The following is a 15,338-nucleotide window of genomic DNA, read 5'->3' on the forward strand; positions in this document are numbered from 1 at the left end:
TCAGGCCTCCGCCAGCAAGCGCCCCACCTCCGCCAGCAATTCCTCTTCCTGGAACGGCTTGCCGAAATACGCATTCACGCCCAGCTCGAACGCGTGCGCGCGATGCTTGTCGGCGCTGCGCGAGGTGACCATGATGACAGGGATGGCACGTGTCTTGTCATCGCTGCGCACATTGCGCGTCAGGTCAAAACCGTCCATGCGCGGCATTTCCACGTCGACCAGCAGCACGGCCGGCATGGCAGCCGGTTCCAGCGCATGCAGCTGCTCCAGCGCATCGAGGCCATCCTTGGCCAGCAGTACTTGATAGCCTTCGCGCTCGAACAAACGCTGCATCACGCGGCGCACCGTCAGCGAATCGTCGACCACCATCACGCGCACGGCTGGCGCGGACAGCGCACTGGAAGCGGCATGCTGTTCGCTGCTGGCCAGCGCATATTGCGACAACAGTTCCGGGTGATGCTCCAGGTGCTGCGCCAGCGCCACCGGATTGAGGATCAGCACGATGTCGCCCGTGCCCAGCACCGTGGCGCCGGCGATGCCCGGCATGCGCGCCAGTTGCGGGCCCACATGCTTGACCACGACTTCGCGGTTGCCCACCACGTCATCGACCTGCAGCGCCAGCCTGTCATTGCCATTCCGCAGCAGCAGCACGGGCGCATGGCGCTGCGTGGCCTGCGCCGCCGGCGTCTCGCCCAGCATGGCCGACAGGTGGTGCAGCGCCAGCGACTGCCCATGCGACTCGATGTGCCCGGCCGCCCGCACCTGCTCCAGCTGCTCGCCTTTCAGGTGCAGCACCTGTTCCACCAGCACCGATGGCAAGGCATACGTCTTGCCGTTCGCCGCCAGCAGCACCACTTGGGTCACGGCCAGGGTCAGCGGCAAGTGGATGGTGAAGCGCATGCCCTGGCCCGCCTGCGTCAGCGTTTCCACTCTTCCGCCCAGGGCCAGCGCTTCGGAGCGCACGATGTCCATGCCAAAACCGCGCCCTGCCAGTTCCGTCAGGCTGTCGGCGGTGGAAAAACCGGGCGTAAAAATCAGTTCGGCCGCCTGCGCGTCGCTTAGTGGCGCGTCTGTCGCCACCAGGCCGGCGCCGTGCGCCTTGGCGCGGATGCGTTCCAGGTCCAGCCCCGCACCATCGTCGGAAAAAGCGATCGCCACTTCATTGCCCTGCTGGCTGACCTGCACCAGCAGCTCGCCCGTTTCGCTCTTGCCCGCAGCCAGGCGCGCCTCGCGCGGCTCGACGCCGTGCACGATGGCGTTGCGCAGCAGGTGCTCAAACGGTGCCGCCATGCGTTCGAGCACGCTGCGGTCGATTTCCACGCCGCCGCCGCGGATGTCGAGGTTGACGCGCTTATCGACTTCCTTGGCGCTTTGCCGCGCCACGCGGAACAGCCGTTCGGCGATGCTGGCAAACGGCACCATGCGGATCTGCATCAGGTCGCGCTGCAGCTCGCGCGTCAGGCGTGCCTGCAGCACCAGGTCGTCCGTCACCGCGTCGACACTGAGGCTGAGGTTTTCATGGAACGAGGCCACGTCGTTGACGCTTTCGGCCATCATGCGCGTGAGTTCCTGCAGACGCGTAAAGCGATCGAATTCGAGCGGGTCGAATTCGCGCTCGCTGCCGACGGCCATGCGCGAGGCGATCTGCGATTCGGCCTGCATTTCCACTTCGCGCAGCTGGCGCCGCAGGCGCGCCAGGTTGTCGGAAAATTCGGATAGCGAAGCGCCCAGCACGCCAACTTCATTTTCCATTTTAGAACGCGTGATCGACACTTCGCCGGCCTGGTTCACCAGGCGGTCGAGAATATCGGCGCGCACGCGCACCAGCGCCGCCTTCGGTTCGGCGGCCGGCGTATCCTCCATGCCCGGCAAGGGCAGCAAGGGTTGCTGCAGCTGTTCGAACAGGTGCAGCGCATGGTCGTAGTGGGCCAGCAATTCCTCAAAGGCCTGCGGCGTGGCGGTGCCAGCGTGCAGCATATTTTCGATATGCGTCTCGATTTCATGCGCATGCTGGCCCAGGCGCATGGCGCCGGCCATGCGTGCGCTGCCCTTGACCGTGTGCAGGGTGCGCAGCAGCATCTGCGCCTGGCCGCTGTCATGCGGCTGTTGCTGCCAGCTGCGTAGCGCCTCGCCGATCTGCGGCAGCAGGTCGGCGCCCTCTTCCAGGAAGACGGACAATAAATCGAGGTCGAGTTCATCGCTGATGCCGGCGCTGGCCGCCAGCAGCGCGGCCGCATCGGCCGGGAGGATGGCGGGCGCCGGCGCTTCCGGCGCCGCATGCTCCAACGGCGGCGCGTGCTCGAAACCGGCGTCGAACAGGTCGTCGCCAACACCAGTGTCCTGCGCCGGCGCCGGTGCCGGCACTTCGGCAGCGGCCGGCTGCAGCGCGTCGGCGACGATGCTCGCATACGCCGCTTCGAACAGGGACTCGAGCTGGGGCAAAGGGACTTCGGCGAGCTGCTCGGCAGGCTGCGCCGGCACGCCGACGATGCTGGCGTAGGCGGCCGCAAACAGGGCGTCGAGCCGGTCTTCCTGGCTCTCGCCGGGCGGCGCCGTCAGGGTGCGCCACAGGGTGTTGAGCGCTTCGATCATGTCCGGCTGCGTTGGCGCCAGGTCGCCCAGCGCAAACGCCTGCAGCATTTGCCCGATGCGCTGCGTGGCTTGTTCCAGCACGTCGTGCTGTTCGGCGCGCAGGCCGGCCAGCGGCGGCACCACCGTTTCGATCACCGTTTCCAGCGCGTGCGCCAGGTCGCGCAGGGACTGAAAGCCCACCGTGCCCGACGTTCCCGCCAGCGTATGCACGGCTTGCAGCGCCTCCGCGCTGACGGCGCGCCGTTCATGGCGCCATTCACCGAAGTCGCGCGTCAGCACGCGCAGCAATTCATCCGTCTCGGCCAGGTAAATGTTGTACAAGGGGAGGCTGACGCGCAGTTCACCAACGTGCTTGAGGTTATCGTCAGGCGCTTCGTGGGCGGCGGGCGCCGTGGCGGACGGAAAGCCGATCACATTGCCGTTGCTGGCCACCGGTGCGGCCGATGCCGGGCGAGGCTTGCGCAGTTCGAACGGGCCGCCGTCGCGCACGCGCTCGGCCGCCGCCAGCAGCATGCCAGCCTCGCGCTCGCGCCCCGCGCCGCCTTCCAGTTCGGCCACCCATTCGCTGAGCTGGTACCAGCCGTAATTCAGCAGGGTAAACAGATCATCGCTGACAGGGCGCGCTTCGGCAAGCCAGGTATTCATGACACGCTCGATGGAGCCAGCCGCCTCGGCAAATTGCGCCAGGCCGATCATGCGGCTGCTGCCTTTGAGGGTGTGGAAAGAGCGGCGCAGCATGGCCAGGTGGTCGCCGCTGGCGGCCTGCTCGCGCGGCAGGGCCAGCGTGGTGTCGATAAAGGCCAGCACTTCGCGCGCTTCGGCGATGAAGATGTCGAGCATCTCCGCGTCGACATCGGTCACTGCCGGCGCGGCCTCCAGGCCGGCAGGCGCGGCGGGCGCCAGGGCCTGGTCGAGCAAGGGTACCGGCACGACGCCGGCGGCGGCGACTTTTTCAAATGGCAGGGCGCGGAAGGTGCCGGCGGCGGCATCGAAATGGAAACGCCCGCTGGCCGCTTGCGCGTTGCGGCCCAGCATATCGACAAAAAATCCCAGCGCGCTGACATTTTGCGCGATCTCGTCGAGCGCCCCGGCGTGCGCCTCCGCATTGGCTGGCGTATTGGCGTCGCCACCGGCCAGCTGCCGCACGGCCGCATCGACCTGCAGCACGGCGGCGCGGGCGTCTTCCTGTCCCAGCCCGGCCAGCTGCCGCTGCAACTGCTCCAGCACGGGGGCGACGCCGTCGAGGGTTCCCATCCCCGCCCCCGCCGCATCCGCGTAATACGCATTGAGCACCTTTTCCACCTGACGCAAGCCCGACTTCATGTCCTCGGCCAGCGCGGCGACGGTCTGGCCCTGCTCGATCTGGCGCGACAGCTCACCGGCCGTGACGGGCGGCGGTGCTTCGCCAGCGAGCAGCGCCTGCAGGCGCGCGGCGATGGTTTCCGCATTGCCGGCGAAATCGTCGGGCAGGCGGCGCACCTGCTCCAGTCCCGTGTCGGCAAACAGCAGCGCCATGCCGATTTCATTCTCCAGGGCCGCACTGCGCCCGCTGGTCACGGCTAGCCGCGCCACGGCCGCGCATTCGCGCAGCAGGCTGGCCAGGGCTGGCTGCCGCAGAATGTCGGTCTGTGCCGCTACCTGCTGCAAGGACTGTTCGAATGCGTCGCCCAGGGCAGGATCGAGGTCGGCTTGCGCCAGACGGCTCCAACTGGCGCGCGCCTGCGCCAGGGCCGTGCGTGCGCCGTGCAAGGCTTCCTGGTCGACCTGGCCGTAGCGCCGCGTTTCCAGGTCGGCGGGCACCATGCCGTCCAGCGCGAAGGCGGCACGCAGCTGGCGTGCCTCCGGCGTCGGCTCGGGTGCCGCAGCGATGAAGAACAGGGCGTCGCGCAGCATCGCTTCGGGCAGGCTGGCCGTGCCCTGCGCCAGGCGGCGCAATTGCAGGTTGATCAGGCCGAACAACTGTTTGACGTTGAGCGTGCCCATGCCCTCGCCGCTGGCCGCCAGTCCCGCAAACGCCTGCATGGCGAACCAGAAGGTACGCGCCGGCGCTTCCTGCTGCGCGTCAGCCACCAGGGTCAGGGTGGCATGCAAGTCGCTGGCGTGCTGGCGCCGCGCCGCTTCATCCTGCGCTTTCAGGAAGGGCAGCAACGACTTTTCAAAGCGCCCGCGCCAGGCGGGATAATCGGCTGCCGGCGGCGATTCCGCCAGCGCGATGGCCTGCCCTTCCAGCATCGATGAAGGCGGGAAAAACAGGTCGGCCGGGTGAATGCGTTCGGCGCCCAGCATGGTTTGCAGGTCGCGGTAGTAGGGGAACAACCGCGTCGGCTGCGGCGGTGTGCCTGCCACCAGGTCTTCCAGGTATTCGGTCAGGGCCTGATACAGCCGGGCGACGATCTGCGCATGGTCGATCGTGTATTCCAGGCTGCCGTCGCGAAAGCGCGCCAATGCCTGTTCCGCGCCATCCGTCAGCAGGCTGGCACCGGCCACGTCCACCATCACCAGCGCACCATGCGCCTGGTGCAGGTGCGAGCGTGCATGCTGCAGGGCCGTGGCGCGTTCCTCGCGCTCGCGGCCACCCGCCTCGAACAGCGCCGTTTTCGAACGGCCCAGCGCTTCGCGGATTTCCACCATCACCCACGACAACGGCTCGCTGTCGAACGGCTTGGACTGCTGCGGACTATCAGGTGTGCTCATGCATGCCTCGGTAAAGAAATCGTAGCGCAAAAATCGGTACGCACAACACGCCGCGCCTGGACTGGCGCGGCGTTCAGGCGGCGACGCGGAAGCGCGACACCGAGTTTTTCAGTTCCTGCGCCAGCATCGACAACTTGTGGATCGACTGCGCCGTTTGCTGCGTGCCATCCTGGGTCTGCTCCGTCACGCTCAGGATATGCTGGATATTCAAGGCCACGCCGCTGGCCGAACCGGCCTGCGTGCCGGTGGCAAACGAGATGCCCTGGATCAGTTCGGCCAGGTGTTTCGAGACCTGGCTGATGTCGTTCAAGGCCGCGCCGGCCGCGTCGGACAGGCGTGCGCCCTCGACCACGCCGTGCGTGGATTTTTCCATCGCGCGGGTGGCGTCCTGGGTATCGGCCTGGATGGTGCGCACGAGCGCGCCGATCTGCTTGGCGGCGGCGGCCGAGCGTTCGGCCAGGCGCTGCACTTCCTCGGCGACGACGGAAAAGCCGCGCCCCGCTTCGCCCGCCGACGCAGCCTGGATGGCGGCGTTCAGCGCCAGCACGTTGGTCTGCTCGGTGATGTCGGAAATGAGCTCGGTGATTTCGCCGATTTCCTGCGACGATTCGCCCAGGCGCTTGATGCGCTTGGAGGTATCCTGGATCTGCTCGCGGATTTCATGCATGCCCTTGATGGCGTTTTCCACTGCCGTCGAACCCTGCTGCGCCGCCGCCACCGACTGGCGCGCCACGTCGGCCGAAACACTGGCCGACTTCGACACGTCGGTAATCGCATTGGCCATCTTGACCACGGTGGCGCTGACGCCCTGGATTTCGCGCGACTGCTGCTGCGACGCGATCAGCAGCTTGCTGGAGATGCTTTGCGCCTGCGTCGAGGCGCGGTTGACCTGTTCGGCCGTCGCCGTCACCCTCCCCACCAGGCCGCGCAATTCCTCGACCGTATAGTTGACGGAATCGGCGATGGCGCCCGTGATGTCTTCCGACACGGTAGCCTGTACCGTCAGGTCGCCGTCGGCGACCTTCTGCAATTCGTTCATCAGGCGCAGGATGGCCGCCTGATTCTGCTCATTCCTGGCCTTCGCCTCTTCCTCTTTTCCCTGCGACAGCAGGCGCAGGATTTCCGCTTCCTGGCGCCGCCGCTCGGCGTCGCGCGTGCGGTTGACGGAGTCCTGCAGCAGCACGCGGCCGATACCTGCCGCCGCGATCAGGGTCAGCAACACGCCGCCGACCATCATCCAGAAGGCCATGCCCAGCGTTTCCTGGTTCACGTGGTACATCTGCTGCAGCAGGGTCAAGCGCTGGCGCAGGTCTTCGTTCTCGTTGAAGATCAGCTGTTCGGCGCTTTTCGCCGCACTGAATTTATCCAGGCGGTCGAGTATTGACGAGACCAGCTTCTGGTAAGTGTCAAAACTGGCTTTCAGCGCCACCAGCCGGTCGCGCAGTTCGGCGTCGCGCGTGGGCGCCAATTGCAGCGACATGCTGCCATTGAGCAGGCCTTCGACGGCGGTGCGGAAATACGTCGTGTCGCGCCCCAGCGAAAATGCCGTTTCCGAGCTGATGCTGCCCGACGACAGGAACTCGCTGGCACTGCGGCTCATGCGCTGGCTCAGCATCATCAGGCGGCCGATGACGGCCAGGTCGCGCGCGTTACCGCCGCGCTGCACCTTGAGCGCCGCGATTTCCTCGGTCTGCGCCAGCAGTGCCGGCGACAGCGCGTTCAATTGCTGCAAGGTCTTGTCGAATTCACCCAGCTCCGTTTTCAGGCGCAAGATGGTGCTGGCCGCGCGGTCGCTGCTGGCCCACTTCTTGCGCGCGTCGGCCACCGCCGCCAGCAGGCCGGAACGCGACTCGCCGATATCGCGGCCGTGATACGTCCCGCCGCGCAGCATCAGGCGGAAATCCTGGTTCAGTTCATTGCGGCTTTCCTCGAGCTGGCGAAACGCTTCAGGATTACCTTGCACGGCGTTCGGCGCGGCCTTGCCGATGCGCTGCGAATGCATCAGCGCGTCGCTGGCCAGCTGCGTCTGCGCCGAGGCGATATTGCCGCTGCGCGTGTTGAGGCCGACGAACAGCAGGCTGGCGGCCAGGCTCAGGGCCATCACCGTCGACAGGATGCTCAACTGCTTTTGCAGCGGAAAATGGCCGATCAGCGGCAGCTTCAAGTCGCGCACCGGCGTGCTGGCCAGCGACTTGCGCCGTCCCAGCGCGTCGCGCAGGCGCAGCGGCAGGTCGCCCGCCGATCCCGGCTCGCCGGGCGCGTGCTCCGCTTCGGGCATGCCGGCCGCCAGAATGGGGGAATGGGCGCCCATCAGCAAATATCCTTGTGTACAGGGAAGCCGTCAAAGCCAGCATCGAGGAAGCGTTCCGCTTGCGCCAGCTGCGCCAGGTCCAGGCGCAGCCACTGCTGCCCTTCGCTGTCGCGCAGCGCCTGCGCCGCCCACGACGGCGGTGCATGCGGCACGGAGACGGGCTGCATCGTGCGCAGCTGGCGCAAGCCCAGCACGCGCTCGACCAGCACAGCGCAATTGAGGCCCAGGCGGGGAGAAAAGGTGATGATGCGGCAGTGATTGCCAGGCGTGCAGGCCGGTTCGCCCATGTAGCGGGCCAGGTCGACGACCCCCGTCAGGCGTCCGCGCATGGCCGCCAGGCCCAGGTACCAGTCCTGCGCCAGCGGCACGCCCTGGATCTGCACCCCGGCAGCGATGACGATTTCACCGAGCTGCGTCAGGTCGAGCAGGCACGGCTGGCCACCGAGCATCACGCCCAATTCCTTGCGCGCCGCCAGCGCGCCGCTGCGCGCGGCCTGTATCCGCTCGATCAATTGCAGCTGATACTGGCGCAAGCGCCCCTGCCGCGCGCCCGTCTCGAAGGATGGCATGGCGGCAGCGGCAGGCGAAAAGGCCGCGGTGGACACGCCGTTACCTGGCATCGTTTGCATTCTCAGGAAAGCGCGGCGATCTTGGCCAGCAACTCGGCTTCGACCACCGGCTTGACCAGGTAATCGCGCGCGCCCTGGCGCAAGCCCCAGATGCGGTCCGTTTCCTGGCTCTTGCTGGAGCAGATAATCACCGGCACGTCCTGCAGTTCGGGATCGCGCGCAATCGCGCGCGTGATCTGGAAGCCATTCGCACCGGGCATCACCACGTCCATCAGGATCAGGTCGGGCCTGGCCTGCTTCAGTTGCGCCAGCGCGTCGGCGCCGTCCTGCGCCGTAAAGACGGCATAACCGGCACGCACCAGCATCTCGCTCAGGTAGTAGCGTTCTGTCGCCGAGTCATCGACGATCAGAATTGTGTGTATGGCCATCTGCTTCCTTGCTGCGTTGTCAATCAATAAATCACTACTCAAAATGCCTGGCCAGGTGCAGCCGCACGGCCTCCAGCAGCGCCTCGCGCGCCAGCGGCTTGGCCAGGCAGGCGCTGGCGCCTGCCATGGCGCCGCGCGCGCGGTCGAACAAGCCTTCCTTCGACGACAGCATCAGCACCGGCGTGGCGTGATGCGCCGCGCTGGCCTTGATCAGCGCGCAGGTGCGGTAGCCGTCCAGGCGTGGCATCACAATGTCGCACACGATCAGCGCCGGCCGGCAATCGGCGATCTTGGCCAGGGCCTCGAAGCCGTTTTCCGCCACCACCACGCGATAACCTGCCTCGCGCAAGACCTTTTCGGCCGCGCTGCGGCTGGTGGCGCTGTCGTCGATGACCAGTATGATGGCGCCGGCGCACACGGCATCGGACGCTGCCTCGGGCAAAATTGGACACGACATGTAATTATTCGACAATCTTTCATACCATAGCACAGGCTGCCGCGATAGCTGCGTGCGGCAGCACCATCCCGGGGATCTGGATTAAATTAAAGCGCCACCATCTCGAAATCATCCTTGCGCGCACCGCATTCAGGACAGGTCCAGTTCATCGGAACATCGGCCCAACGCGTGCCGGGAGCGATGTCTTCGTCAGGCAGACCGGCCGCTTCATCATAAACCCAGCCGCAAATTAGACACATCCACGTTTGGAATTGCTGCGTTGTTTCGTTGCTACTCACGTTCTGCCACCCTTCAATCAAGTAAAATGCTGAATTAGGTATCTTAATCTACCCGCCGTGCAAAACCAAACTTCTCCCCTCATATTAAGCTTCGGCGTGTCCGATCCGGTCGGCGCGATCGGCATCCAGGCCGACCTGGCCACATTTTCAGCCTTCGGCTGCCATGGCCTGTCGGTCACCACGGGCCTCTTGATCAGCGATACGGCGCGCGTGGAAGACGTGCAAGCGGTCGACCCGGACTGGGTTTCCGACCAGGCGCGCGTGCTGCTGGAAGACATGTCCGTCGCGGCCATCAAGATCGGTGCGCTGGGCAGCGTGGAAAACGTCACGGCCATCGCCGAAATCGTCTCCGACTATCCGAACGTGCCGCTGATCCTCGATCCCTTCATTTCGGCGCTGCCGGAACAGGGCATGGACGACGAAGACATCCTCACCGCCGTACGCCAGTTGCTGATCCCGCAAACGACCCTGCTGGTACTCTCGCCGGTGGAACTGGAGCGCCTGGCTGAAACCTGGCGCGACGCCGACCCGGACGACACGCTGCAAAACGATGTCGACTACCTGGTGGCGCTAGGCTGCGAATACGTGCTCGTCACCGGCATGCCGGCCGACGCCAGCAAGTCCGGCACGGGCGAAGGCAAGCTGCGCGCCAATACCCTGTTCGGCGAGGACGGCGTGGTGCGCCACGACGAATGGCAGCACCTGCCGGGCATCTTCAACGGCGCCGGCAGCACCCTGTCGGCGGCGGCCACCGCCCTGCTGGCCCTGGCGGAAAACGAAGACGATGTACCGCAGGTAGTCGTGGCGGCGCAGGAATTTACCACCGGCGCGCTGGCCCACGCGCAGCGCCACGGCATGGGCAAGCTGGTGCCGAACCGGCTGTTCCGGCAGCAGCGCCAGCGCGGCGCCCAATAGACACCGATCAGACGACACAGACAACGATCCACTTTCAAGGCACGATTATCATGACGACGACTTCACAGAACGACATCCTGTTTGCCCGCGCACAAAAAACCACGCCAGGCGGCGTCAATTCTCCCGTGCGCGCCTTCCGCTCCGTCGGTGGCACGCCGCGCTTCATCACGCGCGCCGAAGGCCCGTACTTCTGGGATGCGGATGGCAAGCGCTATATCGACTACATCGGCTCCTGGGGCCCGGCCATCGTCGGCCACGCCCATCCGGAAGTGGTGAAAGCGGTGCAGGACGCTGCCGCGCGGGGCCTGTCGTTCGGCGCGCCGACCGAAGGCGAAGTGCTGATGGCCGAGGAAATCACGCGCCTGGTGCCGTCGATCGAGCAGGTGCGCCTGGTGTCGTCGGGCACGGAAGCGACCATGAGCGCCCTGCGCCTGGCGCGCGGCGCCACGGGACGCGACAAGATCGTCAAGTTCGAAGGCTGCTACCACGGCCACGCCGACTCGCTGCTGGTGAAAGCGGGCAGCGGCCTGCTCACCTTCGGCAACCCGACGTCGGCCGGCGTGCCGGAAGATTTCGTCAAGCACACCCTGGTGCTCGACTATAACAACGTGGAACAGCTGAAGGACGCCTTCGACAGCTTCGGCGCGGAAATCGCCTGCGTCATCGTCGAACCGGTGGCCGGCAACATGAACCTGGTGAAAGCCACGCCGCAATTCCTGCAGGCGATGCGCGAGCTGTGCACGCAGCACGGCGCCCTGCTCATTTTCGATGAAGTCATGTGCGGCTTGCGCGTGGCTCTGGGCGGCGCGCAGGCGCTGTACGGCATCAAGCCCGATCTCACGGCGCTGGGCAAGGTGATCGGCGGCGGCATGCCGGTGGCGGCCTTCGGCGGCAGCGCGGCGCTGATGCACCACATGGCGCCGCTGGGCGCCGTCTACCAGGCCGGTACTTTGTCCGGCAACCCGGTCGCCGTGGCGGCCGGCATGGCCACCTTGAAACTGATCCAGCAACCCGGCTTCTACGAGCGGCTGGGCGCCACCGCCAAGCGCCTGGCCGAAGGCCTGACCGCCGCCGCGAAGGAAGCCGGCGTGGTCTTCTGCGCCGACTACATCGGCGGCATGTTCGGCATCTATTTCAGCGCCACGCCACCGACCAGCTACGCGGAAATGATGGCGGGCGACCGCAGCAAGTTCAACGTTTTCTTCCACGCCATGCTGGACGAAGGCGTGTACTTCGCGCCCGCCGCCTTCGAGGCGGGCTTCGTCTCGGCACAGCACGATGATGCCGTCATCGACGCCACCATCGCCGCCGCGCGCAAGGTGTTTGCCGCCCTCGCCTAAGCGTTTTATACAGTCGCGGTGTCCATCACCGCGGCCACCAGCGCTGGCAGCTTGGCCATGTCGTTGAACACGACGTGCGCGCCGGCCGCCTTCAGGCGCGCTTCCTGGCCGGCGGCGATATGCCCGCCGCCGATGAATCCCAATACCGTCATGCCCGCCGCCACGGCGGCCGTCACGCCCGTGACGCTGTCTTCCAGCACCAGGCACTGGCTTGGCGGCACGCCAAAGGCGCTAGCCGCCGCCAGATAGACGCCCGGATGCGGCTTGGCGTGACCGACCAGGTCCGGCGTGAAAACGCGCTTGTCAAACAGCGGCGCCATGCCCGTGCGCTCGAGCGACGACAGCACGCGCGCGCTGACGCTGTTCGAGGCCACTGCCTTGGGTAAGGGGATGGCGGCCAGCGCCTGGGCCACGCCCGGCACGGCGCGCAATTGCGCATCGCAGGCCGCATCGACGGCGTTGCCGATGGCCATGATCTCGTCGGCCGGCAATGGCGGCAAGCCCAGTTCCTTGTAGATATCCTGCATCAGCGGCACCAGGCGCTGGCCCAGGCGCGGCTCGATCAAGCCCTGCAGGGTGACGCCCTGGGGCAGGTTGGGCAGGCGCGGCCCCAGCAATTCCAGCAGCGCTTGCAGGGCCACGGCTTCGCTGTCGACCAGCACGCCATCGCAGTCGCTGATCAGGTGGGTAAAGCGCAGTGGGGTGGTGGCGGTATCAGGCATGGACTCTCCAGAAGACAACGGTGACGGGAAATGCGGCGGCCAGCCGGCCAAGGCAGGCATCGCAACGATCATAGGTGGAACAGGCGGACACTACCACGCAGAAAACGTCTGAATGACGATACTTTTCTGCAAAAAGCAGACTACGGGGGACAGAATGGGGCGCCAGGCATACGGCTACGCGAAAATACCAATTCAATACCACGCAATGCCAGTGATTATCGCTGATTTTTGAAATTGCTGCGCTCGCCTTGAAATCCGGGACGCGGGAGCGTCCCGGCAAGAGGGCTTATTTCAGCCAGCCGCGGTGGCGGAAGTAGAGGAACGGTGCGATGGCGCTGGTGATCATCAAGCCCCAGGCCCACGGATAGCCGAACGACCACTCCAGTTCCGGCATCAGCTTGAAGTTCATGCCGTACACGCTGGCGATCAGCGTCGGCGGCAGGAAGGCCACGCTGGCCACCGAGAAGATCTTGATGATCTTGTTCTGATTGATGTTGATGAAACCGACGGTGGCATCCATCAGGAAGTTGATCTTGTCGAACAGGAAAGAGGTATGGCCATCGAGCGATTCGATGTCGCGCAAAATCTGCCGCGCTTCCTCGAACTGCTCGGAATTGAGCAAGCGGCCGCGCATCAGAAAGCTCACGGCGCGGCGCGTATCCATCATGTTGCGGCGGATACGGCCATTCAAATCTTCCTCGTGGGCAATCGCGTTCAGCGCTTCGGCCGCGTGCGCATCGGTAAATTCCTTTTGCAGCACGCGCGTGCTGACTTCTTCCAGGTTCTGGTAGATACCTTCGAGCACGTCGGCCGAATATTCGGCATCGGTGGCGTACAGGTCGAGCAGCACGTCCATGTAGTCGGCAATCGAGCCTGGCCGCGAGCGGGCGCGCATGCGCACCAGGCGGAACACGGGCAGGTCATCCGTATGCATGGAAAACAGAATCTTGCGCGCCAGAATGAACGCCACGGTGATGACGCGCGAGGGACCGTCGTCTTCTTCACGCAGGAAGTCGGTGCGCAGATGCAAATCGCCGTTTTCCGCTTCGTAATAGCGGGCCGACGCTTCAATATCCTTGACTTCGTCCTCGCCCGGCAGGGTGACGTTGTAGATGGCCTTGACCCAGGCCCGTTCATCATCGGTGGGGTCGGTCAGGTCGACCCACACCGGTTCGGCATTTTCGAGGTCTGCGCGGCTGTCGATCGGCACCTGGTTGAGCCGGCCATTCTGTAATACAAAGACATTGATCATGCGCGCTCTCAGCCGGATGTGGGGTTATCGTGATGTGCTGGCGCTGGCGCCAAAAATGAAAACAGCGCAAGTGTACCCGCAAAGGCCTTTTCACGACCACCCCCGGCGCCGCTTTTTCACGGAAAAAGTGCGGCATGACACCAAGGGAGACGATTAAGATGCTGCGTCGCAATAGTGCCAATCAGGCAGCTTTGATTTTATGCAAATAAAGCCGGCTGCCATCAAGGCAATTCCGCCGCCCCCATGCGGCGCAGGATGACACTGGTACGCCGGTTCAGATAGCCCGTGTCGCGGTGACGGTCATAAAAGCGGGGATTCGGCAACATCACGGCCAGTTTCGCCGCCTGCGCAGCACTCAGGCTGGCCGCGCTGACATGGTAATAGTGGCGCGCGGCCGCTTCGGCGCCGAAGATGCCCGTGCCAAATTCCACCACGTTCAAATAAATTTCAAAGATGCGCTGCTTCTCCATCAGGCTTTCCAGCATGTACGTGATGATCAGTTCCTGGCCCTTGCGCACATAGCTGCGCGAACCGGACAGGAACAGATTCTTCGCCAGTTGCTGCGTGATGGTCGAACCGCCCGCCACGACCTTTTGTTTTTTGCTATTTTTCTCATATGCCTTTTGCAAGGCTTCCCAGTCCACGCCTTCGTGCTCGGAAAAATTCGCGTCTTCCGAGGCGATGATGGCCCGTTTCAGATTGTTCGAGATGCGGTCGTACGGCACCCACGTCTGCTTGATCGCGGCATTCGGATTTTTGTCCTGCAAGACGGACAATTGTTCGCGCATGAAGGCCGTGCTGGATGGGTTGTGGTCGATCCACCACCAGATTTGCAGGAAGAAATACAGTTGCACGACGATGAAGGCCAGGATGGGCACGATGAACAGCCACTTGATCCAGCCGTAGCGGTTGCCGTTCCCCCCTTTGCGCGCGCCCTTCTTGCCGCCGCTCACAGGCTGCCCCGCAATTGCGCCAGCAAGTCCTGCGTCTGCGGCCGCACGCCGCGCCACACGTAAAATGCTTCGGCCGCCTGCTCCACCAGCATGCCCAGGCCGTCGCGCACCTGCGCGCCATGCTGCGCGGCAAAGTCCATGAAGACGGTGGGCTGGGCGCCATACATCATGTCCAGCGCCAGGGTGTGGCTGCCGAAAATACCAGGCGGCACGGGCGGCAAGTCGCCCGCCAGGCTGGCCGAGGTGGCATTGATGACGATATCGAAGACGCCGTCGGGCTGCGTGAAGGCGCCGGCACGCAGCTGGGCAGCGTGACTCGCCGCATCGGCAAACTGCGCCACCAGCGCCTCGGCCGTGGCCACGGTGCGGTTGGCAATGAAGATTTCCTGCGGTCCCTGTTCCAGCAAGGGCAGCACCACGCCGCGCGCGGCGCCGCCCGCGCCCAGCAGCAAAATGCGCTTGCCGGCGATGGCCACGCCCGCGTTGCGCACGATGTCGGCCACCAGGCCCGCGCCATCGGTATTGTCGCCAAGAATGGTCTCGCCCTCGAAACGCAGGGTATTGACGGCACCGGCTGCCCTGGCCCGCGGCGTCAGGACGGTGGCCAGCGCACACGCATCGAGTTTGAAGGGCACCGTCACGTTCGCGCCCTTGCCGCCCTCGGCGGCAAACGTGCGGGCCGCCAGGGCAAAGCCATCGAGCGGCGCCAGCCGGCGTTCGTAGACGATGGGCTCGCCCGTCTGCAGGGCAAACGCGGCGTGGATCAGGGGGGACTTGCTGTGGGCGATGGGATTGCCGAAGACGCAATATTGATCGGGATTCATTTC

12 protein-coding genes are annotated in these 15,338 nt (G+C 65.2%); 2 read left to right on the top strand and 10 right to left on the bottom strand.

All coding sequences use genetic code 11. From position 1 onward, the window contains the following. The 6 genes from O0882_RS05500 to O0882_RS05525 form a co-directional block, all read right to left on the bottom strand. On the bottom strand, positions 1-5,286 hold the full coding sequence (locus O0882_RS05500; protein ID WP_289945979.1) for an Hpt domain-containing protein: 5,286 nt from the start codon (positions 5,284-5,286) through the stop codon (positions 1-3). Between the two features lie 73 nt (positions 5,287-5,359). Further along, on the bottom strand, positions 5,360-7,597 hold the full coding sequence (locus tag O0882_RS05505; RefSeq protein WP_289945980.1) for a methyl-accepting chemotaxis protein: 2,238 nt from the start codon (positions 7,595-7,597) through the stop codon (positions 5,360-5,362). Beyond that, on the bottom strand, positions 7,597-8,202 hold the full coding sequence (locus O0882_RS05510; RefSeq protein ID WP_354670242.1) for a chemotaxis protein CheW: 606 nt from the start codon (positions 8,200-8,202) through the stop codon (positions 7,597-7,599). The genes O0882_RS05505 and O0882_RS05510 overlap by 1 nt, the downstream gene beginning before the upstream one ends. A gap of 26 nt (positions 8,203-8,228) precedes the next feature. Further along, complete coding sequence (locus O0882_RS05515) at positions 8,229-8,594, bottom strand: response regulator (RefSeq protein ID WP_099762169.1); 366 nt, start codon at positions 8,592-8,594, stop codon at positions 8,229-8,231. A gap of 34 nt (positions 8,595-8,628) precedes the next feature. After that, positions 8,629-9,051 carry a response regulator gene (locus tag O0882_RS05520; RefSeq protein WP_289945981.1) on the bottom strand — a complete coding sequence of 141 codons (423 nt, stop codon included), beginning with the start codon at positions 9,049-9,051 and terminating at the stop codon, positions 8,629-8,631. 86 nt (positions 9,052-9,137) lie between these two features. Beyond that, entirely contained in the window at positions 9,138-9,290 is a 153-nt protein-coding gene (locus O0882_RS05525) for a rubredoxin (protein ID WP_010401308.1), read from the bottom strand. A gap of 96 nt (positions 9,291-9,386) precedes the next feature. Between O0882_RS05525 and O0882_RS05530 the strand changes: the two genes are divergently transcribed. Both O0882_RS05530 and hemL read left to right on the top strand, forming a co-directional pair. Beyond that, positions 9,387-10,244 carry a hydroxymethylpyrimidine/phosphomethylpyrimidine kinase gene (locus O0882_RS05530; protein WP_354670243.1) on the top strand — a complete coding sequence of 286 codons (858 nt, stop codon included), beginning with the start codon at positions 9,387-9,389 and terminating at the stop codon, positions 10,242-10,244. Positions 10,245-10,294: 50 nt separating this feature from the next. Continuing rightward, positions 10,295-11,584 carry a glutamate-1-semialdehyde 2,1-aminomutase gene (gene hemL, locus O0882_RS05535; RefSeq protein WP_289945982.1) on the top strand — a complete coding sequence of 430 codons (1,290 nt, stop codon included), beginning with the start codon at positions 10,295-10,297 and terminating at the stop codon, positions 11,582-11,584. A gap of 5 nt (positions 11,585-11,589) precedes the next feature. Here hemL and O0882_RS05540 read toward each other — a convergent pair whose 3' ends face one another. The 4 genes from O0882_RS05540 to aroE all read right to left on the bottom strand — a co-directional run bounded on the left by O0882_RS05540 (position 11,590) and on the right by aroE (position 15,335). After that, positions 11,590-12,306, bottom strand: a complete 717-nt coding sequence (locus O0882_RS05540; protein ID WP_289945983.1) for an HAD-IA family hydrolase — start codon at positions 12,304-12,306, stop codon at positions 11,590-11,592. Positions 12,307-12,592: 286 nt separating this feature from the next. Continuing rightward, a complete protein-coding gene (gene corA, locus O0882_RS05545) occupies positions 12,593-13,558 on the bottom strand; it encodes a magnesium/cobalt transporter CorA (protein ID WP_034746658.1) in 966 nt (321 codons plus the stop codon). A gap of 221 nt (positions 13,559-13,779) precedes the next feature. Beyond that, complete coding sequence (mtgA, locus tag O0882_RS05550; RefSeq protein WP_289945984.1) at positions 13,780-14,511, bottom strand: monofunctional biosynthetic peptidoglycan transglycosylase; 732 nt, start codon at positions 14,509-14,511, stop codon at positions 13,780-13,782. Next, positions 14,508-15,335: a shikimate dehydrogenase gene (gene aroE, locus O0882_RS05555; protein ID WP_289946843.1), complete on the bottom strand. Its 828-nt coding sequence runs from the start codon at positions 15,333-15,335 to the stop codon at positions 14,508-14,510. The genes mtgA and aroE overlap by 4 nt, the downstream gene beginning before the upstream one ends. Positions 15,336-15,338 lie beyond the last annotated feature (3 nt).

This window comes from Janthinobacterium sp. SUN073 (genome assembly GCF_030397665.1).
GTDB lineage: Bacteria > Pseudomonadota > Gammaproteobacteria > Burkholderiales > Burkholderiaceae_D > Janthinobacterium.

What these genes read in the sequence shown, in the direction of transcription:
- O0882_RS05500 (WP_289945979.1), bottom strand. Translation starts at nt 5,286, where the DNA reads ATGAGCACACCTGATAGTCCGCAGCAGTCCAAGCCGTTCGACAGCGAG.
- O0882_RS05505 (WP_289945980.1), bottom strand. Translation starts at nt 7,597, where the DNA reads ATGGGCGCCCATTCCCCCATTCTGGCGGCCGGCATGCCCGAAGCGGAG.
- O0882_RS05515 (WP_099762169.1), bottom strand. Translation starts at nt 8,594, where the DNA reads ATGGCCATACACACAATTCTGATCGTCGATGACTCGGCGACAGAACGC.
- O0882_RS05520 (WP_289945981.1), bottom strand. Translation starts at nt 9,051, where the DNA reads ATGTCGTGTCCAATTTTGCCCGAGGCAGCGTCCGATGCCGTGTGCGCC.
- O0882_RS05525 (WP_010401308.1), bottom strand. Translation starts at nt 9,290, where the DNA reads ATGTGTCTAATTTGCGGCTGGGTTTATGATGAAGCGGCCGGTCTGCCT.
- hemL (WP_289945982.1), top strand. Translation starts at nt 10,295, where the DNA reads ATGACGACGACTTCACAGAACGACATCCTGTTTGCCCGCGCACAAAAA.
- O0882_RS05540 (WP_289945983.1), bottom strand. Translation starts at nt 12,306, where the DNA reads ATGCCTGATACCGCCACCACCCCACTGCGCTTTACCCACCTGATCAGC.
- corA (WP_034746658.1), bottom strand. Translation starts at nt 13,558, where the DNA reads ATGATCAATGTCTTTGTATTACAGAATGGCCGGCTCAACCAGGTGCCG.
- aroE (WP_289946843.1), bottom strand. Translation starts at nt 15,335, where the DNA reads ATGAATCCCGATCAATATTGCGTCTTCGGCAATCCCATCGCCCACAGC.